The organism is Streptomyces sp. SCL15-4 (assembly GCF_033366695.1).
Classification (GTDB): Bacteria; Actinomycetota; Actinomycetes; order Streptomycetales; family Streptomycetaceae; genus Streptomyces.
Window position 1 is genome coordinate 8,080,871 of sequence record NZ_JAOBTQ010000001.1, and the last position, 22,811, is coordinate 8,103,681.

The window sequence follows — 22,811 nt, forward strand, 5'->3', positions numbered from 1 at the left end:
GACCAGGGGGTAGCGACTCACTCCTTGACCTCCGATGCAGGTGGGGACGAGCGCTGCCGGGCATCGACCCAGCGACCCAGATAGGCCGACAGCAGCACCAGCGCTCCTCCGGCCAATTGGGCCGGACCGAGGTGTTCGCTGAGCAGTACGACCGCGAAGACGGCGGCGAAGAACGGCTCGGTGGACAGCACCAGGCCCACCCGGGTGGGACTCGACACCCGAGCGGCGTGCAGTTGGGTGAGGAACGCGAACGCGGTGCCGGCCACGCCCAGATAGGCGATGACCAGCCAGGCGTCGCCCGGCAGATGTTCCACCTCGTGCCAGGACCGTTCCGGCTGGACGAGCGACAGCAGCAGGCCGCCGAGCGCGACCACCCACAGCTCGATGCCGGTTACCCGGATGAGTGACACCTCGCGGCCCTTCGATCGTGAACCGAAGAGCACGATCTGCGCGGCCCGGATGACGGCGGCCGCCAGGATGATCAGGTCGCCGCTCCGTACCGAGAGTCCTTGGTCCAGGGTGAGCAGCGCGCATCCGGCGAGGGAGAGCAGTGTGAGCGGGTAGATGCTCCGGGCGACCCGCACCCGCAGGAACACCCGCTCGATCAGCGGGACGAGCATGACCGACAAGGAGATCAGGAAGCCGGCGTTGGACGCCAGGGTGTAGCGGACGCCCAGGGTCTCCAGGGACAGGATGCCGAAGAGCAGGCACCCGAACAGGACGCCCAGGGACACCTCCTCACGGGTGACTCCACGCCATACGCGCAAGGACAGGACCGTGATGACCAAGGCGCCCATCGCGAAGCGTAAGAACAGGAAGGCGGGGACGGAGATGAACTGCCCCGACCACTGCATCGCCACGTACGTGGAACCCCACACGATCGCCACGCCCAGCACACCGATGTCGCTGAGCCAGGTCGTGGCCGGGCGCGCGCCGGGCGCTGCCGGGGCCGGGCCGGCGGGAACGGCTTCGTCGACGACTTGCGCCTCGGCGACGCTCTTCGCGGCGCGGTCAGACGTGCTCAACGACGTACCCCACCTTCAGGACGCCGCCCTTGATCTTGACCGAGCGCAACGAGAATCCGGTGAGCTGCCCGAGCGAGCTGACGTGGGTGCCGCCGCACGGGTCCTCCTGGAGGCCGTCGATGCCGATGATGCGCCGGTCGCCCTGCTCGGTCGCGTACACCTTGCGATCGGCCTCGATGGCCTGCCGGGTGCGTTCCTCCACGGTCGCCGCCAACTGCTGCAGATCGGGCTTGCCTCCCTCACCGGCGTCGAACTCGATGCGCGCCTGCCCGGGGAAGTGGTTGCTCACCCGGTGGCGGAAGCCGAGCTGCCGCACGAACCCGTCCACGACGTGACCGCAGGTGTGGAGGGCCGCGTGGCGGCGGCGCGCCTCGGGGTCGATGGCACTGGTGACCTCGTCGCCGATCGTGAAGGGCCGCTCGCACGAGAGGCGTACGACGTGCTCGTCCGTCTCGGGCGCCTTGAAGGGCCGCGCCGCCGTCTCGTCGACCGTTCCCACGTCGCTCGGCTGTCCGCCGCCCTGCGGGTGGAAGATGTTGTCCTGCAAGGTGAGCCAGTACCCCAGCTCACCGCTTCCCGCATCGACCACCCGCGTGGTGACGGTGAACCGGTACGTGTCCTTGAGGTAGATGTGGCGCTGCAACGAAGTCTCCGGGGAAGTCAGTTGAGGTGTGCTGGGGCGGCCCGGCCGGCGGGCCCGCCCCAGCAATATCACAGTCCCTCAGAAGCGCCGCGGCGCGAAGACGTAACCCGTCTGGCTCTCCTTGGCGATGCGGTTGATGCCGTACTTGTCCTCACCGGCGACGACGACGGCGCCGTAGTTGTCCAGCGGGATACCGCCGCCGTACTCCGCCACGGTCTCCGTGCCCGGGTAGACGTGCACCTGGGTGGGCACGTAACGGGCGGCGAAGCCCATGCGGTAGTCCTTGTTGCTGCCGGTGTGGGGGAGCGAGGCGTGCATCAGGGTCGACCAGAAGATGACGCACTCGCCCTTCTTCATCACCAGCGGGAACGCCTGCGACTCGTCGGGCTTCCAATTCGGGTCCTTCTGGAGCTGGCGGTAGTCGTAGCCGAAGAAGCCACGCTTGACGCCGTCCTTCTCGCGGCTGTTGATGGCGTTGGGGTCGTAGTCCATGGCCAGCGACTCGTCGTAGTTCATGTGCCGGTGGGTGCCGGGCATGAGCTGGAGGCAACCGTTCTCCAGCGTCGAGTCGGTGAAGGCGGTCCACACGGTGATGGTGCCGCCGAAAGCGGGCCGGCCTTCCTCGGACGGCCACATGATCTGCGGCTTCTTGCTGGCGTTGGCGAACGTCGCCGCCTGGTGCCAGTCGGTCCCCTCGTCCCCCGGGTACTTGGGGAAGAACTCCGTGCGCCAGCACAGGACGTCGGGCCCCAGGATGGAGACCACGCGGTCGACGATCTCCGCCTTCATGATGTGCTCGGAGAGCAGGTCGACGTCGAGGTGGCGGTCGTAGTTGGAGATGTTGGTGACAGCGCCGAGCGCGTCGTCAGGGTAGATGGCGCGGGAGCGGTCCGGCAGCTGGCGCCGGATGGTGTTCCACCGCTCCTCCATTTCCTCCGGCTCGTACACCTTGATGGGGCCGATGAAGCCGTCACGCTCGAACTTCTCGAGTTCGTCGGCTCCGAGTCGGAAGTCCGTCTGCTCACTGGTGCTCATGCGTTCTCACCCTTCGATGTGGCCGATACGCCGTTCAAGCGTTGCTGCGTCGGAGTTGTGAGGAAACGATTCAGCTGATGGTCGTGCGGGCGGCGAGATCGGCGCCGGCCTCCGCGATGCTCCCCTCGAAGAGCACCTTGATGTCGTATTCCGCACCGAACCTGTCCTTCGCCCGCTGGCTCAGCTGCAAGGCGAGCATGGAGTGCCCGCCCAGGTCCAGGAAGTTGTCGTCCGGGCCCGCCTGGGGATCTTCGAGCAGTTCGGCGACCCATTCCAGGGTCAGCTGCTGCACCTCCTCGGTGCTCCCCGCCTTCGGGCCACGGCTCAGGGTTTCCGACATCCGTCATCTCCTTTCTTCGAAGGCCCGGGCCACGGAGGCCCGGTCGGCCTTTCCGTTGATCGTGCGCGGCAGCTCCGGCAGTGCCAGATACTGCGCGGGCTGCATGTACGACGGCAGGACCGACTTCACGTGGGCGCGCAGGGCACGGGCATCGGGTCCCGCGTCCTCCTCGGAGGCACGTGCCGTGTAGGCGCATACCAGTCGGCTGTCGCCCGGCGCGAACTCATGCACCCAGACCACCGCGTCGACCACCGCGGGGTGCGTGCGCACCGCGGCCTCCACATCGCTGAGTTCGATACGGTGGCCGCGGAGCTTCACTTGCAGGTCGGCCCGGCCCTGGTAGACGAGATCGCCCCCGGCTCGCCGGCTGACCAGGTCACCGGAGTGGTAGTAGCGCCGCGGTGGCTCACCGCCGTCCCGCGCAGGACCGGTGGTGAAGCGTTCGGCGGTCAGTTCGGGCCGGTTGAGATAGCCCTCGCTCACCTGCGGACCGGCCAGCCACAGCTCGCCCTGCTCGCCCGGTACGGCGTCCCGCCCGTCCTCGGTGACGATCCGGTAGGTGAAGCCGGGCAGCGGCCGGCCGATGACCGAGTCTTCCGCTGCCAGGTCGTCCTCGGTCAGCCGATGGAACGTGGCGTGCACCGTGGTTTCGGTGATGCCGTACATATTGACCAGGTGCGGTCGCTCCAGGCCGAAACGCTTCGCCCAAGGGCGCACCACGGCGGGCGTGAGCTTTTCGCCGCCGAAGACGACGTAGCGCAGTTCCGGCAGGTCGATGCCCTCGTTCAGGATGGCTGTGGTCAGCGCGCTGAAGGCGGTCGGTGTCTGGTTCAGCACCGTGATCCCCCGGTCGCGTACGACCCGGGCGGTCTCGACAGGGGTGCGGGCCGTCCAGTACGGCAGGACGACCAGTTCCGCGCCGGTGGTCAGCGCGCCCCAGATCTCCCAGACCGAGAAGTCGAAGGCCATGGAGTGGAAGAGCAGCCATCGGTCTTCGGCCGAGAAGGAGAACAGGCGCGAGGCGGCCGCGAAGAGAGCGGTGACGTTGCCGTGCCGGACGGGAACCCCTTTGGGGCGGCCCGTGGTGCCGGAGGTGTAGATGATATAGGCGACGTCCTGCGGGCCGGGCCGTTCGGGCCCGGGGCCCTTGTCCGCCCGGTGCTCCCGCAGCGCTGCCACGCTCTCCTCGGTGACCACCGGCCCTGTGTATCCGGAGGCCTCACCGGCGTCTCCCACCAGCGCGACCACCTGGCTGTCGGTGACGATGAACGCGTTGCGAGCGGGTGGGTTGCGGATGTCCAAGGGGACATAGGCGGCGCCGGCCCTGAGGATGCCGAGCATGGCGGCGATGGCGTTCGCGCCAGGAGGCATGCGCAGCGCGACCCGGTCGCCTCTCCTCACCCCGGCGTCGTGAAGGAGACCTGCGAGAGCGTCGACCCAGGAAGAGAGGTGGCCGTACGAGATCTTTTCGTCGTCAATGTGTAGAGCGGTGCGGTCGGGCTTTTCGATGGCGGCCCTGGAGAATAAATCAACCAGCGTCGCGCCGAACTCTGCATCTTTTGGCGAGGGGTACTGGGTCTTCTCTTCGGACACAATGGCTCCATTGTGTATTGATGACCAAATCCACCAGTCCAACGTGGCCCCGCAGTCGCAACACATCGTTACATGATTGATGCCTGTACGGACCTCGGCGTAGATAAATGTGATCTTAGTTACATGTGATCGTCAAAGGTTTGTTCACTTTGGCTGAATCCGCATCTTGACGGGAAAGTGGAATACATAGCTCCGATGGAAGTTGGCGAGAAATGACCTGAACACCCCCGGAGCGCCGCGCCTGCGGAGTCCGGACACAGCCGTCCGTTTCTTCGTCGGTGGCGCAGTCGTCCCGGCTGCAGCGCGCGTCGACGGCGCGCTCACCCGCCGCCTCGGCAGCCACCGGTCACCGGCGTGAGCTGCGCGGGCCCGACCGTGTGGCCCGTCCCGTTCCGGGCGTACGCCCCCTGTCGCGGCTCACCGACTCTTGCCGGAGGCAGCGCTTCGGTGCCGAGCGGGGCTTTCCTGACTAGGTCTGACGTTCGCCGCGTTCGGCGTCGGCCGAGAGCTGGCCGGAACGCACCTGCGGTACGCGGCCAGGCAGGCTGTGTCCGTCGGCCAAGGGCTCCTGATCGCAGCCTGTGCCGCCGGTACGTCGTTGCTCTGCCTCCGCTGGATACCTGCAACGGCCCCGGAGGGCGCCCGCTCGCCTTTGTGTACGACCGTCCGTGGCATAGGAAACGGTCGTCTCCACCGAGACCCAGGCCGGCTCATCCCCGGAACGGGTGCGGTTTCGAACCGACTTGATTCACGGCATGCAGGGAGTGGTCAATCCGGCATCTCCATCCGGGGCGTGGTGCACGCCTTCCCGGCGGTCACCAACGCGGCGTCGAACGGCATCTGCCGGTCCGTCGGGTTCCGGTTCCGGGCGGAGGCCGAGGTGGAGTTCGCCGGGCGGATGCTCCGGACCCACCACTGGGTCGTCGATCCGCGGACGGACCCGATCCGGTGACGGCGAGTCAGGGCGCGCTTCCGGCCTCCCCGGCGGTCGTCCGCGGGGCCGGACCGGTCGGGGGCCGCGGCGGCACGGCCCGGTTCAGCCGCCGGAACAGCTCGCGGACGCGGTGTTCCATGGCCTTGTCCGGCCGGTCGTAGGGCCGGGCGCCGTCGACCGGGGTCGTGCCGAGGGCCCTGCCGGGGTCCCGGTGCGCGCCGGGCGCGCCGCCGAGTGCGCCGTAGGACCAGCCCACCAGCCGCGCCGGGTATACGTATTCTGGCCGCGAGAACGGCAGCGACGTCCCGGTCGGCGGCCGGCACCGGCCCGGCCGCCCCGCCGGCTGCCGCCGGGAAGTTCACGGTGGCCGGCTCGTTCGCGTGCGCGTCGGCGTACGCGTGTGGCCGGGTCTGGCGGATGGCCGCAGATGCGCGTCGCCGGGGAGTTGCCGTATCCGCCCGCCAGGGGAGCGGGGCGCTGGTCGTGACCGTGCAGAGGGTGTCGTCGGTGGTGCAGGGCGCCCGCGGTGTCCGCACGAGCGCGGTCGGGGCGCGCGGCTCCGCCCGGCCGTGGGAGGCGATCCGGGCCGGGGCCGCCGCCGGAGCGTCCCGGCGCGGCTCGGGGTGGCGTGTCTACCGCAGGACGATGTCGCGGCCCGGGCCGCCTTCGACGGTGTCCTTCCCGGGGCCGCCGAGGACGACGTCCGGGCCGTCCCCGCCCATGGCGTGGTCGTCGCCCGGGCCGGCGTACACGGTGTCCGCACCGCCGTACGCCTCGATCATGTCGTCGCCCCGGCCGCCCCACAGCCGCTGGCCGTCGTCGTCGCCCATCAGGTGATCCATGCCGTCGCCGCCGTCCAGGACCGCGTGTCCCATGACCATGTCGTCCCCGGCGTCACCCCGCACCGTGTGCGCGGTGTGGGCGTGCAGTTCGTCGTCGCCGGGACCGCCGCGGACGGTGGCGACCGCGGGGTCGCTGGTGACGATCGTGTCGTCGCGGTCGCCGAGGAAGACGTCGATCCTGTCCGGCCGGGGGCTGCCGGTGGGCAGTTCGCAGACGACGAAGGTGTCGTCGCCGGGTTCGAGGTACGCACAGTGGTCGCCTGGTTCGAGCGGGACCGCGTCGCGGAAGCCGATCCGCCGGACCCCGGCGCCGAGGTCCATGGGAATCACGTGGAGATCGTTGGCCTGGCCTGCGGCGGCGGTGAAGACGATCGACTGAGTCGCCCAGTCGGCCCCGACGCGGGCCTTGGCCTGGGCGGCGGCGAGGGTGGTGGCTGCCGGGACGGCGACGAGACCGGTGGCGAGCAGGGTCACGGCGACCGCGCGGGCGGTGGCTGCGTGTCGGTTCATGGGACCTCATCTCGATGTGGCGACCGCTGGGCCGGCCTGCCGGCGGTGGCTGCCGGGGACCTGGCGGGCGGTCGCGACGGCAGTGTCCTCGTGGCCGTCCCTCCCGAGCGGGACGGCCCGTGGGGTGGTCGGGACGAGCCACCGTGTCGGGGCCTGCGCGCTCGGCCTGGGTGTCCTCAGGGTGAGCTTCGCCGTGGTCCGTGGTCTCGCAGAGCCTGAGGAGCCCCGGGTGCGTGGCTGGGTCCGGTCCGCGCGGGGCCCGCCTGCCGACTCCGGCTTCCTCCGGGGCGAGCACGCGAGGGAGAGGTCTCCCGGCCGCCGGGCGGCCGGGAGAAGAGGCACCCGGCGCATCGCCCGCTCCGGGCACCGGGACACCGGCCGGCCCTGACAGGACCGGCCGGTGTCCCGGCAGGGCCGGATGGTGCGGTACCGCGTCAGCTCACGTTCACGTCCACGCAGGCGTAGAAGGCGTTGGCGGTGTCGGCGATGTTCCACACGGCGAGCACCTTCTGCTTGCCGGTCAGGCTGCCGAAGTTCACCTGGTGGGTGACGGTCTCGCCCGGCCGGGCGCCACCGTCGTTGAACTCGGCGATCTTCCGGCCACCCGCGTAGTACTGCCAGGTGCTGGTGGCGTGCCGGGCCGTCAGCCGCCAGCTGAAGCTGGTCGTCCGGCTGACCGGGGTGACCTTCCAGCCCTTGCTGTCGTTGTCGAGCTCGGCGAAGGCGGCGTTTCCTCCGCTGCAGCTCATCAGGCCCTTGGGGCCCTCCACGCTCTGCGGCTCGTACTTGATGGAACCGCAGGAGACCATGCCGGCGGCGCACTGGGCCTGCCGGCTGGGGGGCGAGGATATGTAGCCGTGCGCGCTCGCGCTGCCGGCCGGCAGGCTCACGGCCAGGATCGGGGCTATCCCCGCGCCGATCGCGGCGGCCAGCATCTTCTTGCTCTTCATGACAACTCCTGTGTGGGGGTCCGTGCCCGCCTGCCCGAGGACGATGGCGAGCATGAGCATGTCAAGCAGAGGCTCCATGGCCGTGTGGGCGGCCATGTGCAGTGACAGAAGCGTACCCCGCTTGGTCTAGACCAAACTAGTACTCGGGAGCGACTGTTGCGTCCGACTGCCGACGGGGTGACCTACCGGCTCACGGCCGACAGGGTTCGGGCTGCCGCGGCCCGTCTCGCGCCCGCCGACTCCTCGGACCCGCACCCCAACCGCAACTGGTACGCCCTCGTCGGCACCCACCTGTACTACGTGGTCGACCTGGTGGAAGAGGCCACCGGTGCCGAGGACGTGAAGGTGAAGACGGCCCGCCTCCGCCTCGACGAACTCGGCTTCCCGGTCTTCGCGCTGGCGTGGAACACGTTGCCGACCCAGGGGCATCCCGCTCACACCGGCTGAGCGCCGCACTCGATCGGCCGCCGGACCGCCAGGCGCGGCCCCGGGTGCGCCGGAGCCGCGCCTGCGGGTGCCGGTCGGCTCAGGAGTCCTGCGCGGCGGACGGCGCCTGCGGCTTCGGCACCCGGATCGCCGTGAGTACCAGCAGCAGCCCCGCCGCCGCGAACACCGTCGCTCCGATGAAGGCGTCGGCCGTGGCGTGCGCCAGCGCCCGCGAGGTGCGGGAACCGCCGAGCGCCGTGCCGTACACGGTGACGAGGACGGCGAGCCCCAGCGCGCCGCCCACCTGCTGCATCGTCTGCATGGTGCCCGAGGCGGCGCCCGCCTCCCGGGGCGGGACACCGCTCAGGATCAGCGCGTTGAGCGGCATCAGGAACGAGCCGATGCCGATCCCCAGCAGGACCGTGGGGCCAGCGATCCCGAGCGCGTACGAGGAATCGGCGGTCAGCCGGGACAGCCACAGGGCGCCCGCCGTCACCAGGACGATGCCCGCGGTGATCAGGACCCGGGCGCCGAGCAGCGGAAGCAGCTTGGGCGTCACGCGGGACATGCCGAACATGCCGAGCGCCATGGGAAGGAACGCCAGTCCGGCGCGCACCGGCGAGAAATGGAGCGGCCCCTGCAAGAACTGCGAGATGAAGAAGAGGGCGCTGAACAGCGTCGCCATGCTCAGCAGCACGGTCGCATAGCCGGCCGCCCGGTTGCGGTTGGCGAACAGGCCGAGCGGCAGCAGCGGGGTGTCCGCCCGTGTCTGCAGCGTCAGGAACACGGCGAGCAGCACCACGCCGACCGCGAAGGCCGCCAGCGCCAGAGGATCGCTCCAGCCGTCCGAGCCGACCCTGATGAACCCGTACACCAGCCCCGACATCCCCGCGGTCCCGGTGAACGCGCCCACCAGGTCGAGCCGGCCCGGGTGGGGCCGCGAGCCCGTGACGTAGCGGGGCGTGAGCAGGGCGACGGCCAGGCCGAAGGGGACGTTGACGAACAGCACCCAGCGCCATGACGCCCACTCGGTGAGCACGCCGCCGAGGATCATGCCCGTGGCCATGCCGAGCCCGGCCAGCGTCGAGTAGACGGCCAGCGCCCGGTTGCGCGCGGGCCCTTCCTTGAAGTTGGTGATCAGCAGGGACATTCCGCCGGGCGAGGCGATCGCGGCGCCGACGCCCTGCACGGCGCGTGCGGCCAGCAGCATCCACGGCTCGGTCGCGAGCCCGCCGAGCAGCGAGCACACCGTGAACAGCCAGACGCCCCACACGAACGTGCGCCGGTGCCCGAACACGTCGCCGGCGCGCCCGCCGAGCAGCAGCAGACCACCGAAGGTGAGCGTGTAGGCGCTGAGCACCCAGGACAGTCCCGTGGGCGAGAAGCCGAGGGAGTCGCGGATCTGCGGCAGAGCGATCGTGACGACCGTGTTGTCCACGGTGATCATGAGGTAGCAGGTGACGAGCAGCGTCAGCACGATCCCCGGGTGGCGGCCCGCCCGAGTGGTGGCGTGCCGGTCGTCGGAGGCGTCGACGGCCGAGGGGTTCGCTGAGGTGGACAACGGGGCTCCTGGAGGCGATGGGGCGAAGGGGGGTTGCGTAGAAGCGGAGTTACGGGTGTTTTCTGGCCCGTACGGTCATCGGCAGGTCGCGCGGCGACAGCATCGGTGAGCGGGCCGGGCGTATGCGGTGGCCGGGCACGGAATGCAGGGTCCAGTCGTGGGTCACGGCGGCCAGGAAGATCAGCATCTCCTCCCAGGCGAAGGGCTCCCCGATGCAGCCGCGGTTGCCCGCGCCGAACGGCAGGAACGACGTGCGGGGGAGCGCCGCACCGGCCGCACCGGCCCAGCGGTCCGGCTCGAAGGCGTCGGGGCGTGCGTAGATCCCGGGGTCGCGCTGGATGGTGTACAGGGAGAACAGCACGTTCTGGCCCGGCGGGACGTGGTGGCCGGCCAGGTCGAGGTCGGTGAGGGTGCGGCGGGTGAGCAGCCAGGCCGGCGGGTAGAGCCGCAGTGCCTCGTTCAGGACCCGGCGGGTCAGGTCGAGTTCGGGCAGCACGTCGTGGCCCAGGGCCCGGCCGCCGGCCAGCACCCGGTCCACCTCTGCGGCCAACTCGGCCTGGACATCCGGGTGTTCGGCCAGCAGATGGCAGGCCCAGCTCAGCACGTCACGGGCGGTCTCCACACCACCGAGGAACAGGGCCATCGCCTCGTCGTGGATCTGTTCGTCGGTGAGCCGGTAGGTGCGCCCATGGCCGGACGGGGTGCCCTCGTCCGGCGCCGGGGAGTCGTCCGTGGCGCGCGCGGCGAGTAGCAGCGCCATCAGGTCGCCCTCCTCGCCGCCCACCCGCTGGTACTCGCGGATGACACCGCCGAGCGTCGAGCCGAGGCGCTCGCGGGCCCGCTCGAAGCGGCGGTTGGCCGGTGTGGGCAGCTTCTCCAGCCAGCCGACCGGGAACGCGATCCGTCGCTTGACCCCTTCGAGGAGGACCGGCAGCGAGTTCTCCACCTCGTCGGCGACCGTGTCGCCGAGGCCGGAGGAGAACAGCGCGCGGCACACCACCGTCACCGCGTAGCCGTGGATCTCCTGGTCGAGGCGGAGCGTCTGCCCGTCCCGCCACCGGGCCGTCCGCTCCGCGACCGCCTCGCGCATGTGGCGGGAGTAGTCGGCGATGCGGTGGTGGTGGAAGGCCGGCTGGAGCAGCCGCCGGTGGGCCATGTGCGTGGGCTCGGAGGAGTTCAGCAGACCGTCGCCGAGGAACGGCGCCGACTTCTCGTAGGCCACGCCCTTGTCGAGCTTGCGGACGTCCTTGGTGAGGATCTGGTGCACCAGGGCGGGGTTGTTGACCACATAGGCACGGGCGGGGCCGAGCCCGATGGTCACGACGTCGCCGCTGTCGCGCAAGCCGTTGAAGAACTCCCTCGGACGGGTCAGGAGTTGGATCACATGGCCGAGCAGCGGCACGCGGCCGGGCGCCTTGGCGATCGTGGGTGCGGGGGTGGTGGTGGCCGTCATCGGCTCAGCTCCTTGGGCAGTGCGAACGTCGCGGTCTCCACGGCGAGTCGCCGGCCGGCCACCTCGGCCGGGCCGAGCGCGCGCGGGGCCGCCACGACCCCGTCGGCGAGGCCCGGCGCCGTGGACGCGCCCGCGGTGAGGCCGGTGCGGGCCCCGGCGAGGGCGGTGGGACCGGCGGGCAGCACCGTGCGCGGGCTCCGGGCCGCCCGCGCGGCGCTGACGCCCGCCGCGCGCGCCTGTGCCGCGCACCGCCCCGCGGCATGCGGCGGTACCTGCGCCGGCCTGTCCGCCATCCGTCCTCCCGGTGCGGCTGCTCGATCCCGCGCCGCCCGCACCACGCTAGGAACTTCCGCCGACGCCGCGCAGGTCCGTGTTCCGTCAGGCGGAACGAGCGACTGCGGCGCCGCCCGCGCGGCGCTTTGATGGCGCTTCCGCACGCCGTGGACCGCCCAGCACCTCCGTGTTACGCCGTGCACCGCCGTGGACAAGGAGCCCGATGACCCTCCTGGAGACCCTTCGCGGACCGCACGACCTCGCCCGCCTGGACCGAGCGCAACTGGCCGAACTCGGCTCCGAGATAAGAGAGTTCCTCGTCGCCACGGTGACACGGACCGGGGGACACCTGGGGCCCAACCTCGGGGTCGTGGAGCTGACCCTCGCGCTGCACCTGGAGTTCGACTCGCCGCGCGACGCCCTGCTCTTCGACACCGGGCACCAGACGTACATCCACAAACTGCTCACCGGCCGGGCCGCGGGCTTCGGCCGGCTGCGCGCCCGGGGCGGCCTGTCCGGCTATCCCGCGCGGGCCGAGTCCGCCCACGACCACATCGAGAACTCGCACGCCTCGACCGCCCTCAGCTACGCCGACGGCCTCACGAAGGCCGACGCGCTCACCGGCCGCACCGACCGGCATGTGGTCGCGGTCGTCGGCGACGGCGCCCTGACCGGCGGCATGGCCTGGGAGGCGCTCAACAACATCGCGGCGGGCCGGCCCCGCAATCTCGTGATCGTCGTCAACGACAACGGCCGCTCCTACGCCCCGACCGTCGGCGGCCTCGCCGAACACCTGGGCCGGCTGCGCACCACCTCCGCGTACGAGCAGGTCCTGCGGGCCGGCAAACGCGCCGCGTACGGAATCCCGGTCGCGGGCGGAGCCGTCTACCGGGGACTGCACGGGATGAAGGAGGGACTGAAGGACCTGGCCGCGCCGCAGGCCCTGTTCGGGGACCTCGGGCTCAAGTACCTCGGCCCGGTCGACGGCCACGACCTCGCGGCGCTGCGGACCGCGCTCGCCCAGGCCCGGGAGTTCGACGGGCCGGTCATCGTGCACGCCCTGACCCGCAAGGGCGAGGGCTACGGGCCCGCCGAGCGCGACGAGGCGGACCGGTTCCACGGGATCGGCGTGGTCGACCCGGCGACCGGCCGGCCGCGGTCCACGGGCGGCCGATCCTGGACCTCGGTGTTCGGCGAGGAGCTGACCGGGATCGGGCACCGGCGCCCCGACGTGGTCGCCCTCACCGCCGCCATGCGCGGGCCCGTCGGCCTGGACGGGTTCGCCGCGGCCCACCCCGGGCGGGTCTTCGACGTGGGCATCGCCGAACAGCATGCGGTCACCGCGGCCGTCGGCATGAGCATGGGAGGACTGCACCCCGTCGTCGCCCTCTACGCCACCTTCCTCAACCGTGCCTTCGACCAGGTGCTGCTGGACGCCGCACTGCACCGGGCCGCCCTGACCCTCGTCCTGGACCGGGCCGGGATCACCGGCGACGACGGGCCCAGCCACAACGGCGTCTGGGACCTGTCCGTGCTCCAGGTCGTGCCCGGGCTCAGGGTCGCCGCCCCACGCGACGCGGCCACGCTCCGGGCCGAACTGCGCGAGGCGGTCGAGGTCACGGACGGGCCGACCGTCGTCCGCTTCCCCAAGGGCACGGTGCCCGCCGACATCCCGGCCGTCGGCCGGCACGGACCGCTCGACGTCCTCGCGCGCGCCGGCACCGAGCCCGCCGACGTCCTCCTCGTGGCCGTCGGCGCGACCGCCGGCGCCTGCCTGGGGGCCGCCGGGCGGATCAGCGCCGGAGGCGGTCCCGGCGTCACCGTCGTCGACCCGCGCTGGGTCACCCCGGTGGACCCGGCCCTCGTCGACCTCGCGCTCAGCCACCGGCTCGTGGTCACGGTGGAGGACAACAGCCGTACCGGCGGCGTGGGTTCGGCCATCGCACAGGCCCTCGCCGACGCGGACGTCGATGTGCCGGTACGCGTGCACGGGGTCCCGCGACGCTTCCTCGACCACGCTTCACGCGACCGGATCCTCGAGGAACTCGGCCTGACGGAGCAGAAACTGGCGGCAGCGGTGCGCACTGCGTACGGCCGGCTCGTCCCGGGGACCGCGACCGCGGGCCGGCTCACCGCCCTCACCGAAGGAGCGTGATCGCCCGTGACCGGAGTGACCCTGGGCCTGCCCGAGCTGCCGGCGCGCCCGCTGGCCGAGCGGCGGCCGACCCGGCGCATCCAGGTGGGCCCCGTACCGGTGGGCGGTGGAGCGCCGGTGTCGGTCCAGTCGATGACCACGACGGTGACCGCCGACGTCGAGGCCACCTTGCGCCAGATCGCCGAACTCACCGCCGCCGGCTGCCAGATCGTCCGCGTCGCCTGCCCCTCGCAGGACGACGCGGACGCTCTGCCCGCCATCGCCCGGAAGTCGCCGATCCCGGTGATCGCCGACATCCACTTCCAGCCGAAGTACGTGTTCGCGGCCATCGACGCGGGCTGCGCGGCCGTGCGGGTGAACCCCGGCAACATCAAGAAGTTCGACGACCGGGTCAAGGACATCGCTCGGGCCGCGTCCGACGCGGGTGTGCCCATCCGGATCGGAGTGAACGCGGGCTCCCTGGACCCTCGGCTGCTCACCAAGTACGGCCGGGCGACTCCGGAGGCGCTCGTGGAGTCGGCGCTATGGGAATGCTCGTTGTTCGAGGAGCACGGCTTCCGCGACATCAAGATCTCCGTGAAGCACAACGACCCGGTCGTGATGGTGGCGGCCTACCGGCTGCTCTCCCGGCGCTGCGACTACCCGCTGCACCTGGGCGTCACCGAGGCGGGACCGGCCTTCCAGGGCACCGTCAAGTCGGCTGTCGCTTTCGGGGCGTTGCTCAGCGAGGGGATCGGCGACACCATCCGCGTCTCGCTGTCCGCGCCGCCCGTGGAGGAGGTCAAGGTCGGCACCCAGATCCTGGAGTCGCTCGGCCTGCGCGAACGCGGTCTGGAGATCGTCTCCTGCCCCTCCTGCGGCCGGGCCCAGGTCGACGTCTACCGGCTCGCCGAGGAGGTCACGGCCGCCTTGGACGGGCTCAGCCTTCCGTTGCGCGTCGCGGTCATGGGGTGCGTCGTGAACGGTCCGGGTGAGGCCCGCGAGGCCGATCTCGGCGTCGCCTCCGGGAACGGCAAGGGGCAGATCTTCGTGGAGGGCGAGGTCGTACGGACCGTGCCCGAGGCGCGGATCGTCGAGACGCTGATCGAGGAGGCGCTCACGCTGGCCCGGCGGCGCGGGCTCGACCTGCCGGACGAAGCCGCGGGCTGAGGGGCGCGCGCGGGAGGAGGGCCGCCGGTGCGGACCGGGCGGCTCGTTGTCAGTCCGCCCACCAGGTGACCGGCAGCTCCAGCGGCGAGACGCCCTTCTCGCCGTCGGTCCACCCCGGCCGCGCCGGACCGGCCGCGAGGCGCGGCACCGGCAGCCCCTCCATGAGCCGCAGGGGCCGGTCCCGAGGGACGCCCGGGTGAGCGGCACGCCCGGGCGGGAGCGCACCCGGCGCCGAAGGCGAGCCGCTTGGCGAAGCCCTCGGGTTCGCCGCGGCCGCGCGTACCGTGCGCACGTCGCGACGGGCGTCCACGTCGTCCGGCGCCGAGTCGATGGCGAGCAGCACCGGCCGCCCGGCCCGCACCGTGCCGGACGACAGCGGGCACGTCCGTCATCGCGCCCCGCACCGCCGCCACCCCGCGCACGGCTTCCCCCCGTTGCCGTACGCAAGGCGCGCTGCCGCCAGGAGCCCGGCCCCGCCGGCGGCAGGCCACCGTAAGCCGCTCCGGCCGACTGCCGGGACCGCGCACTCCGTCCGGCCGCAAGCGCAGCTTCTCCCACCGGGCGCGGCCGTCGTCGAGCCGGATGAGCAGAACCGGGCCGGCCGTCGTGGTCGTGGTCTCCGCGCCCCGTTTGATGCCGTTCGGCGGGCTGACGGTGACCTCCTCCGGGAGCGGGCGCCCGCGCTCGGCACGGCGCGGCGTGAACGACGGCGTCAGCGGGCGGCGGCGGCCGAACGAGGGGCCCGGCTCGGAGGAAGAAACGGAAGGGCAATTGTCGGTCGTGACTTCTCGGCAACCCTTCGCCGGGCCCCGCTCAACCACCGTTCCGCACCGCGGAACGGCCCATGTACAGGCCTCGAACAGCATGCTTAGCATCCGGACATCTGAACGTGGGAGAGATTCAGCGAATCGAACGCGCCTGGTATTCAGCGCTCGACGGATGTGGCGCAGAGGGAATTTCACACGGACTGCGCGACCGGAATCAGCGCCTCACCCGAGAAAGGATCCACACCGCATGTCGAACCCTACGGAATTCTTCATGCCGGAACTCCCGCGCCTGTTGCCCTACGCCTATCACCCGCAGGCCGCGCAGATAGAGATCGCCTCGAACGGCTGGGTGCGCCGGTTTCTCGCCGACACGTTCCCCGGCGAACCCGACCTGCTGTATTTCCTGCGTCAACGCAACGGCATCTACGGCCCGTTGACCGTGCCGGAGGCCACCTACCAGCGGGCGCTCGACATCGCCGACTGGTACCAGTACGTGACGGTGATCGACTCCTTCGTCTCCGACCGCTCCGCGCTCGGCGCGAGCGCGACGGCCGCCCGCGAGGTCTTCGCCCGCATCCTCTCCGACTTCGAGGGCGACCTGCCCACGGACCCCGGCTTTCCCTACGGCCGCGCTGGACAGGACCTGTGGCGGCGGATCAGCCCCGGGCTCAGCGCAGGCCAGGTGCGCCGGTTCGCGCTGAGCCTGGAGGCCTTCCTGCGCGGCTGCGCCACCGAGATCCAGGCCAAGCTGTCCGACGAGGTGCCCGACTACGAGACGTGCCTGGAGGTGCGCCTCGACAGCTTCGGCTGCGACTTCATCGAGCTGATGACGGAGTACGGCGCCGAGGTCGACATGACCGACCTGCTGCCGCAGCTGACCGGGCTCCACCTGCACTGCCGCCGGCAGATGATCCTCATCAACGACCTGCTGTCCTGGCGCAAGGAGCACGCCCAGGACGACAAGATGACGGTGGTGCGCGTCCTCACCGAGCAGGAGGGCCTCGGACTCCAGGAAGCCGTGGACCGGCTGTGCGCGCGGGTCGGGGAACACGAGAAGGCGTACATCGCGGAACGGGACGCCCTGCTCGCCGGGCCGCTCGGCGACCGCGACGACCTGCGCCGCTACCTTCGTGCCGTCGACCATCTGATGGGCGGCAGCCAGGAGTTCGAGTACCTGACGCCGCGCTACTACGGCGACGGCTCGGTGTGGGACGGCACCACCTCCGGCTGGCTCGACCTGAACGCGCCCGTCACCCGCTTCCGCGACCGCCCCCACACCGCCACGGACGAGGGCCCGCGGCCCGACGAGGCGGCGGCGCTCGGCAAGCTGCGCGCGGCCGCCTCGCACCGGGTGGCGACCGATCCCGCCCCGGCCTCCCGGCGTACCGCGCGCCCCGACCGGGAGTGGCGGACGGTCAGCCCGGGCGGCGCGCTCCCCGTCCTCGGACACGCCCTGCCGCTGTGGCGCGACCCGCTGAAGTTCCTGGCCGAGTTGCCCCCCGACGCGGACCTGGTCGAACTGCGACTCGGGCCCAAGCGCGCCTATCTGGCGCACGGTTGGGAGCTGGCCCAGCAGGTGCTCACCGACTCCCGCACCTTCGACAAGGGCGGCCCGCTCTTCGAGAAGGCACGGCTTCTGGTCGGCGACGGCCTGGTCTCCTCCGCGTGGGAGCCGCACCGGCGCCAGCGCCGCATGCTGCAACCCGCCTTCCATCCCAGCCGCGTGCCCGGCTACATCGCGCTGATGGGCGAAGAGGTGGAAAGCGAGCTGGCCTCCTGGCGCGAGGGAGAGGCGCTCGACGTCAGCGAGGTCATGCACGGCCTCACCCTGAAGATCACCGCCCGCACCATGTTCGCCACCACGGCCGACCGCGCCGCTCTCGACGAGGTCGCGTACTGCATGCCCGTGATCATGCGTGGCGTCTACAAGCGCATGGTCGCTCCGACCGGCCTCCAGGAGAAGCTGCCGACCGCGCACAACCGGGACTTCGAGCAGGTGCGCATCCGGATGCGGCGGCTGATCCGCCGCACCGTCGAGTCGTACCGCGCGGCCGGCTCCGTCGACACCGGCGACCTCATGTCGATCCTCGTCAACACCCGGGACGAGGAGACCGGCAAGGGGCTGTCGGACGAGGAGATCCACGACCAGGTCATGACGCTGCTCATCGGCGGGACCGAGACCACCGGCAACACCATGGCCTGGGTCTTCCACATCCTCGCCACCCATCCCGAGCTCGAGCGCCGGCTGCACGAAGAACTGGACACCGTGCTGGAAGGGCGCACCCCCGGCTTCGACGACCTGCACCGGCTCGACTTCACGGGCCGGCTCATCACCGAGACGCTGCGGATGTACCCGCCCGCGTGGCTGCTGACCCGGACCACGACCCGCGCGACGAAACTCGCCGGACAGGCACTGGCACCCGGCACCACGGTCCTGTACAGCCCCTACGCCCTCGGCCACAACCCGTCCGTCTACCCCGACCCCGGGCGCTTCGACCCGGACCGGTGGCTGCCCGAGCACGCCGACCGGCTGCCACGCGGCTACAACCTGCCCTTCGGAGGCGGCAGTCGCAAGTGCATCGGGGACAGCCTCGGCATGGCGGAGACCACCATCACGCTCGCCGGGATCGCCGCCCGCTGGCGGCTGCGCGCCGTACCGGGCACCCGGGCCGGCACCGCCGTGCCGCGCGCATCGCTCGGCACCGGACCGCTGCCGATGGTGCCCGAGCCGCGCGAGCCGGCCCGGGCCCGGGCCGGTCTCGGCCGCGAGGGCAGCCGGTGAGCACGGCGGCCGGACCGGCCGGACTCGTCGCCGCCGCGGCCGTCACCGACACACTGGAACGCTGCCGGACCCTGGTCACCCCCGCCCTGCGCGCCGCCGTGGCACGCCTCGCCCCCGATGTCGGCGCCATGGCGGCCTACACGTTCGGCTGGCAGGACGTGGACGGGACACCGCGGGCCGGTGCCGCGGGCAAGGGGCTGCGGCCCGCGTTCGCGCTGCTCGCCGCCGAGGCGGTCGGGGCCCCGGCAGAGGCGGCCGTGCCCGGCGCGGTCGCCGTCGAGCTGGTGCACGCCTTCTCGCTGGTGCACGACGACATCATGGACGGCGACGAGCGGCGCAGGCACCGGGACACCGTCTGGAAGGCGTACGGCGTCGGACCCGCCGTCCTCGCCGGTGACGCCCTGCTCGTACTCGCCGTCGACACCCTCGCGGCCGCGGCCCCCGAGCCGGCCAGGACCGCCGCGATGGACCTGCTCACCACCGCCCTGGTGGAACTCGTCAACGGGCAGGCCGCCGACGTGGCCTTCGAGACCCGGCCCTGGACCGGTCCCGGCGCGGTGAGCGTCGAGGAGTACACCGCGATGGCCGTCGGCAAGACCGGCTCCCTGCTCGGCTGCGCCGCCGGGCTCGGCGCGCTGCTCGGCGGCGCCCCGCCGGACACGGTCGCCGCCCTCGACCGGACGGGCCGGGACGTCGGCCTCGCCTTCCAGGCCGTCGACGACCTGCTCGGCGTCTGGGGCGACCCGGCGCTGACCGGCAAGCCGGTCCGCAACGACCTGCGGGAACGCAAGAAGACCCTGCCGGTCGTCGCCGCCCTCGCCTCCGGCACCCCGGCCGGCGAGCGCCTGCCCCGTCTGCTCGGCGACGACGCGTCCCTGCACGAGGCGGCCCGTGCCATCGAGACGGCCGGAGGACGTGCTCTCACCTCCGCGCTCGCCGAACGCCACCTGCGCCGGGCCCGCCGCGCGCTCGACCGGGTCGCCACGGACCACGCCGCCGCCGAGGCGCTCGGCGCCCTCGCCGCGTTCGCCGTCACCCGCACCCACTGAACGTCCCGCCGCACTTCCCGCCGCACCAGGACACGAACCGCGGCACAGACCCCGAGGAGTTCCCCATGCCCGTGCGCAGCCGAGCGCCACGCACCACGGCGGCGCTGGCCGCGCTCGCCGCGACCGCCGTGCTCGCCGGCTGTTCCGGAGGCGGCCAGGCGGCGGGTGACGACGGACCGCCGCGCAACGGCGGCACCCTGACCTACGCCGTCGGCGCCGACATCGCCTGCGCCGATCCGCAGCAGGCGGGCAACGGCGACGAACTCACCGCCGCACGCGGACTCGCCGACTCCCTCACCGACCAGGACCCGGACACCGGACACATCGTCCCCTGGCTGGCCACGAAGTGGCGGACAGGCGACCGGGGCAGGAGCTACACGTTCACCCTGCGCCACGGCGTCACCTTCAGCGACGGCAGCCCGCTCGACGCCCGTGCCGTCAAGGAGAGCTTCGACGGCGTGCGCCGGCTGGGCGGGAAGGCCGTCCAGGCGACCACCTATCTGACCGGCTTCCGGCGCGTCGTCGTGGTGCGCCCGGACACCGTCCGCTTCGACTTCGAACGTCCCAACGCCCAATTCCTGGCGGCCACTTCATCGGTGAGCCTGGCAGTGGTGAGCCCGGCCACGGCCCGGCGCTCCGCGGCGGACCGCTGCACCAAGGGCGTCGTGGGCAGCGGCCCCTTCACCCTTGACCGCTTCACCCCGAACCAGCAGGTCGTCCAGCGGGCCCGCAAGGGCTACGCCTGGCCGTCGCGAGTGGCACCCGGCACGGCGACCCAGGGCTCCTCCACCCGCGCCCGCCTCGACCGGCTCGTCCTCAAGGTGGTCCCGGAGACCCGGGTGCGCGTCGGCGGCCTGCAGTCCGGAGAGTTCGACGCGGTCGCCGCGGTCCCGCCGCAGGACGAGCAGACCCTCAGGACCACGGGCTTGCCGCTGCTCGCGCGGCCCGTGCCCGGCCTCGTCCAGAGCCTCAACGTGAACGCGGCGCGCCCCGCCACCAAGGACCCCGCGGTGCGCCGTGCGCTGCAGAAGGCCATCGACCGGGACGAGATCGTCCGGACGGTGTACACCCCCGACTACCGCACGGCCCGCAGCGCCCTCGCCTCCACCACGCCGCACTTCGCCGACGTCGGCTCCTACCTCGCCACCGACCGGACCGCCGCGCGCTCCCTGCTGGACGGGGCCGGCTGGCGCCCGGGCGCCGACGGGGTGCGCGCCAAGGACGGCAGACGGCTCGCCCTCACCGCCGTCTGGTTCGGAGCCGGCTCCGGCCCCGCCCAGTCGGCCCTCGAACTCGTCCAGCAGCAGCTCAAGGCGGTCGGTGTCGCCCTGACCATCAAGACCGTGCCGCTCTCACGCGCCCTGGAGACCTTCCGGACGGGCGCGTACGACCTGGCCCTCGGCAACGCCTCGACCGCCGACCCCGACATTCTGCGCAACTACTACACGCCGAAGGGACTCGACGTGGTCCGCCTGGGCGCGGGACCGCTGCGCGACGCGCTGTACGCGCAGTCGGCCGACCTCGATCCGAAGGCCCGCGCGCGGCATCTGCGTACGGCACAGCGGCTGCTGGTCGCGGACGCCTACGCGCTGCCGCTGTACGAGTCCCGGACCGTCGTCGGCGTCGGCAAGAAGGTGCACGGCATCACCTTCGACGCCGCCTCGCGCCCGCTGTTCGCGCACGCCTGGCTGTCCTGAACGTCCGACCAGACCGGCCCGGAGAGGAAACCCGACCATGGCCACCGTCGACGCCCCCGCACGCCAGCTCCACCTCAACGTCAACATCCTCGGCGGCCTCGGACTGCATCCCGGCGCCTGGCGCTGGCCGGCCGCCGACCCGCTGTCCTTCCTCGACGTCGACTCCTATGTGCGAGCGGCCAGGACCGCCGAACGAGGACTGCTCGACGCGGTGTTCCTCGCGGACTCGCCGGGCATCGTGCAGAACGTCGCGGACGTCCCGCCGTACAACGGCATCGAGCCGACCCTGCTGCTCACCGCCATCGCCCGCGAGACGACCCACATCGGGCTCATCGGCACGGCGTCCACCACGTACAACGAGCCCTACAACATCGCCCGCCGCTTCCTCGGCCTCGACGTGCTGAGCGGCGGACGGGTCGCCTGGAACGCGGTGACCACCTACAACGCGCACTCCGCACGCAACTTCGGAGCCGGTGAACCCACCCGCGCGCAGCGCTACGCGCGCGGCAACGAGTTCGTGCACGTCGTCCGCGAACTGTGGCAGGGCTGGCGAAGCGACGCGGTGCTCGCCGACCGGGCGACGGGCCGGTTCGCCGACCCGGACCGGATCAGGCCGCTGCGCCACGAGGGCGCGCACTTCACCGTGCACGGGCCGCTCACCCTGCCGGGCTCGCCGCAGGGCTACCCGGTGATCTTCCAGGCGGGCGGCGGCGTCGAGGGGCGCGAGCTCGCCGCCCGGTTCGCCGACGCCGTGTTCGCCGCGCCCGAGGACCTGGCCGCCGCCGGCGCCGCCACCGCCCGACTGCGCGCACAGGCCGCCGCGTTCGGACGTGACCCGCAGGCCATCCGGGTTCTGCCCGGCCTGCGTACGACCGTCGGCGGTACCGAGGAAGAGGCGTGGCGGCGCCGTGACCAGCTCGCCGACCTGAGCGACCGGAGCGGCGAACTGGTCACTCTGGCCGGCCGGCTGGGCGTGCCCTCCACGGCCCTGGACCTCGACAGCCCCGTCCCGGCCCGCCTGCTGCGCGCGGCCCCGCCGGCGGGCGGGGGAGAGGCGGAGGAACGGGCGAGGCGGCTCGCCGAGCGCGGCCTGACGGTGCGCGATCTGCTCAGCCGCGGCCTGGGTGCCGGCTACTTCCACGTCGTGGGCACGCCGGAGCAGGTCGCGGACCGGATCCAGCTCTGGTTCGAGTCGCGGGCCGTCGACGGCTTCAACCTCATGCCGGACGTGCTCGCCGACGGACTGCCGGCGCTCGTGGACGAGGTCGTGCCGGTCCTGCGACGCCGCGGTCTGTTCCGCACGGAGTACCGGGGCTCCACCCTGCGCGCGCACTACGGCCTCCCGCTGCCCGGACGCCACCCCGCGACGGCGATCACGGGCTGAGACGAGCACCCTTCGACCCATGTTTTCCCGGAACGATGCATTCCTCCGCGGGCCGGGGAAAGGAGCTGGTCATGCGGGCCTGCCGGGTAACGAATCGGGCGGCTCACGGCGGCATTCCGGCCGGAGGCAATCCGTCCGGGAAAACACGCGGAGAAGCGCGGTGGACACTCGTCCGACAGGCGTGTGATATTTGACCCGTCCCCAAAGCCCTTGGCTTTAAAGGGCGTTGCGCTATGCGTCGAC

The 22,811-nt window shown here is 72.0% G+C and carries 18 protein-coding genes and 1 pseudogene; 8 read left to right on the top strand and 11 right to left on the bottom strand.

From position 1 onward, the window contains the following. Positions 1-17 precede the first annotated feature (17 nt). The 5 genes from SCK26_RS36385 to SCK26_RS36405 form a co-directional block, all read right to left on the bottom strand. Positions 18-1,025, bottom strand: a complete 1,008-nt coding sequence (locus SCK26_RS36385; RefSeq protein WP_318205649.1) for a DMT family transporter — start codon at positions 1,023-1,025, stop codon at positions 18-20. Further along, entirely contained in the window at positions 1,012-1,668 is a 657-nt protein-coding gene (locus tag SCK26_RS36390; RefSeq protein ID WP_318205650.1) for an alanyl-tRNA synthetase, read from the bottom strand. Before SCK26_RS36390 ends, SCK26_RS36385 begins: the two co-directional genes overlap by 14 nt. A gap of 78 nt (positions 1,669-1,746) precedes the next feature. Then, on the bottom strand, positions 1,747-2,703 hold the full coding sequence (locus SCK26_RS36395; protein ID WP_318205651.1) for a chlorinating enzyme: 957 nt from the start codon (positions 2,701-2,703) through the stop codon (positions 1,747-1,749). Positions 2,704-2,773: 70 nt separating this feature from the next. Further along, complete coding sequence (locus tag SCK26_RS36400) at positions 2,774-3,043, bottom strand: phosphopantetheine-binding protein (RefSeq protein WP_318205652.1); 270 nt, start codon at positions 3,041-3,043, stop codon at positions 2,774-2,776. Between the two features lie 3 nt (positions 3,044-3,046). Continuing rightward, positions 3,047-4,636, bottom strand: a complete 1,590-nt coding sequence (locus SCK26_RS36405) for an amino acid adenylation domain-containing protein (RefSeq protein WP_318205653.1) — start codon at positions 4,634-4,636, stop codon at positions 3,047-3,049. A gap of 790 nt (positions 4,637-5,426) precedes the next feature. Here SCK26_RS36405 and SCK26_RS36410 point away from each other — a divergent pair. Further along, positions 5,427-5,588, top strand: a pseudogene (locus SCK26_RS36410) (N-acetyltransferase); the annotation flags it as partial. Between the two features lie 7 nt (positions 5,589-5,595). Here the strand turns inward: SCK26_RS36410 and SCK26_RS36415 are convergent. From SCK26_RS36415 to SCK26_RS36425, 3 genes are all read right to left on the bottom strand, one after another. Next, positions 5,596-5,826 carry a hypothetical protein gene (locus SCK26_RS36415; protein ID WP_318205654.1) on the bottom strand — a complete coding sequence of 77 codons (231 nt, stop codon included), beginning with the start codon at positions 5,824-5,826 and terminating at the stop codon, positions 5,596-5,598. Positions 5,827-6,202: 376 nt separating this feature from the next. Beyond that, positions 6,203-6,922, bottom strand: a complete 720-nt coding sequence (locus tag SCK26_RS36420; protein ID WP_318205655.1) for a calcium-binding protein — start codon at positions 6,920-6,922, stop codon at positions 6,203-6,205. Positions 6,923-7,356: 434 nt separating this feature from the next. Continuing rightward, on the bottom strand, positions 7,357-7,872 hold the full coding sequence (locus SCK26_RS36425; RefSeq protein WP_318205656.1) for a lytic polysaccharide monooxygenase auxiliary activity family 9 protein: 516 nt from the start codon (positions 7,870-7,872) through the stop codon (positions 7,357-7,359). A 156-nt stretch (positions 7,873-8,028) separates the two neighbouring features. Here SCK26_RS36425 and SCK26_RS36430 point away from each other — a divergent pair, with 156 nt between their 5' ends. Next, positions 8,029-8,319 carry a hypothetical protein gene (locus tag SCK26_RS36430; protein ID WP_318205657.1) on the top strand — a complete coding sequence of 97 codons (291 nt, stop codon included), beginning with the start codon at positions 8,029-8,031 and terminating at the stop codon, positions 8,317-8,319. A 79-nt stretch (positions 8,320-8,398) separates the two neighbouring features. Here SCK26_RS36430 and SCK26_RS36435 read toward each other — a convergent pair whose 3' ends face one another. From SCK26_RS36435 to SCK26_RS36445, 3 genes are read right to left on the bottom strand one after another with little or no spacing between them, the layout of a single operon-like run. Beyond that, positions 8,399-9,859 (bottom strand): MFS transporter, encoded by a 1,461-nt coding sequence (locus SCK26_RS36435; RefSeq protein ID WP_318205658.1) that lies wholly within the window; start codon positions 9,857-9,859, stop codon positions 8,399-8,401. Positions 9,860-9,908: 49 nt separating this feature from the next. Further along, on the bottom strand, positions 9,909-11,312 hold the full coding sequence (locus tag SCK26_RS36440; protein ID WP_318205659.1) for a cytochrome P450: 1,404 nt from the start codon (positions 11,310-11,312) through the stop codon (positions 9,909-9,911). Beyond that, positions 11,309-11,605 carry a hypothetical protein gene (locus SCK26_RS36445; RefSeq protein ID WP_318205660.1) on the bottom strand — a complete coding sequence of 99 codons (297 nt, stop codon included), beginning with the start codon at positions 11,603-11,605 and terminating at the stop codon, positions 11,309-11,311. Before SCK26_RS36445 ends, SCK26_RS36440 begins: the two co-directional genes overlap by 4 nt. 203 nt (positions 11,606-11,808) lie before the next feature. On the opposite strand from SCK26_RS36445, the gene dxs reads away from it, so the two are divergent. From dxs to SCK26_RS36475, 6 genes are all read left to right on the top strand, one after another. Further along, positions 11,809-13,740, top strand: a complete 1,932-nt coding sequence (dxs, locus tag SCK26_RS36450) for a 1-deoxy-D-xylulose-5-phosphate synthase (RefSeq protein WP_318205661.1) — start codon at positions 11,809-11,811, stop codon at positions 13,738-13,740. 6 nt (positions 13,741-13,746) lie between these two features. Then, a complete protein-coding gene (gene ispG / locus SCK26_RS36455; protein ID WP_318205662.1) occupies positions 13,747-14,889 on the top strand; it encodes a flavodoxin-dependent (E)-4-hydroxy-3-methylbut-2-enyl-diphosphate synthase in 1,143 nt (380 codons plus the stop codon). Between the two features lie 1,014 nt (positions 14,890-15,903). Next, entirely contained in the window at positions 15,904-18,438 is a 2,535-nt protein-coding gene (locus SCK26_RS36460; RefSeq protein ID WP_318205663.1) for a cytochrome P450, read from the top strand. Continuing rightward, positions 18,435-19,487 (top strand): polyprenyl synthetase family protein, encoded by a 1,053-nt coding sequence (locus SCK26_RS36465; RefSeq protein ID WP_318205664.1) that lies wholly within the window; start codon positions 18,435-18,437, stop codon positions 19,485-19,487. The genes SCK26_RS36460 and SCK26_RS36465 overlap by 4 nt, the downstream gene beginning before the upstream one ends. Positions 19,488-19,552: 65 nt before the next feature. Next, positions 19,553-21,184 carry an ABC transporter substrate-binding protein gene (locus SCK26_RS36470; RefSeq protein WP_318205665.1) on the top strand — a complete coding sequence of 544 codons (1,632 nt, stop codon included), beginning with the start codon at positions 19,553-19,555 and terminating at the stop codon, positions 21,182-21,184. A gap of 37 nt (positions 21,185-21,221) precedes the next feature. Next, a complete protein-coding gene (locus SCK26_RS36475) occupies positions 21,222-22,568 on the top strand; it encodes an NtaA/DmoA family FMN-dependent monooxygenase (protein ID WP_318205666.1) in 1,347 nt (448 codons plus the stop codon). Positions 22,569-22,811: the final 243 nt, after the last annotated feature.

Excerpts from the sequence above, each read along its gene's own strand:
- SCK26_RS36445 (WP_318205660.1), bottom strand. The coding sequence starts at position 11,605 with ATGGCGGACAGGCCGGCGCAGGTACCGCCGCATGCCGCGGGGCGGTGC.
- SCK26_RS36460 (WP_318205663.1), top strand. The coding sequence starts at position 15,904 with ATGTCGAACCCTACGGAATTCTTCATGCCGGAACTCCCGCGCCTGTTG.
- SCK26_RS36400 (WP_318205652.1), bottom strand. The coding sequence starts at position 3,043 with ATGTCGGAAACCCTGAGCCGTGGCCCGAAGGCGGGGAGCACCGAGGAG.
- SCK26_RS36425 (WP_318205656.1), bottom strand. The coding sequence starts at position 7,872 with ATGAAGAGCAAGAAGATGCTGGCCGCCGCGATCGGCGCGGGGATAGCC.
- SCK26_RS36470 (WP_318205665.1), top strand. The coding sequence starts at position 19,553 with ATGCCCGTGCGCAGCCGAGCGCCACGCACCACGGCGGCGCTGGCCGCG.
- SCK26_RS36440 (WP_318205659.1), bottom strand. The coding sequence starts at position 11,312 with ATGACGGCCACCACCACCCCCGCACCCACGATCGCCAAGGCGCCCGGC.
- SCK26_RS36420 (WP_318205655.1), bottom strand. The coding sequence starts at position 6,922 with ATGAACCGACACGCAGCCACCGCCCGCGCGGTCGCCGTGACCCTGCTC.
- dxs (WP_318205661.1), top strand. The coding sequence starts at position 11,809 with ATGACCCTCCTGGAGACCCTTCGCGGACCGCACGACCTCGCCCGCCTG.
- SCK26_RS36475 (WP_318205666.1), top strand. The coding sequence starts at position 21,222 with ATGGCCACCGTCGACGCCCCCGCACGCCAGCTCCACCTCAACGTCAAC.
- SCK26_RS36395 (WP_318205651.1), bottom strand. The coding sequence starts at position 2,703 with ATGAGCACCAGTGAGCAGACGGACTTCCGACTCGGAGCCGACGAACTC.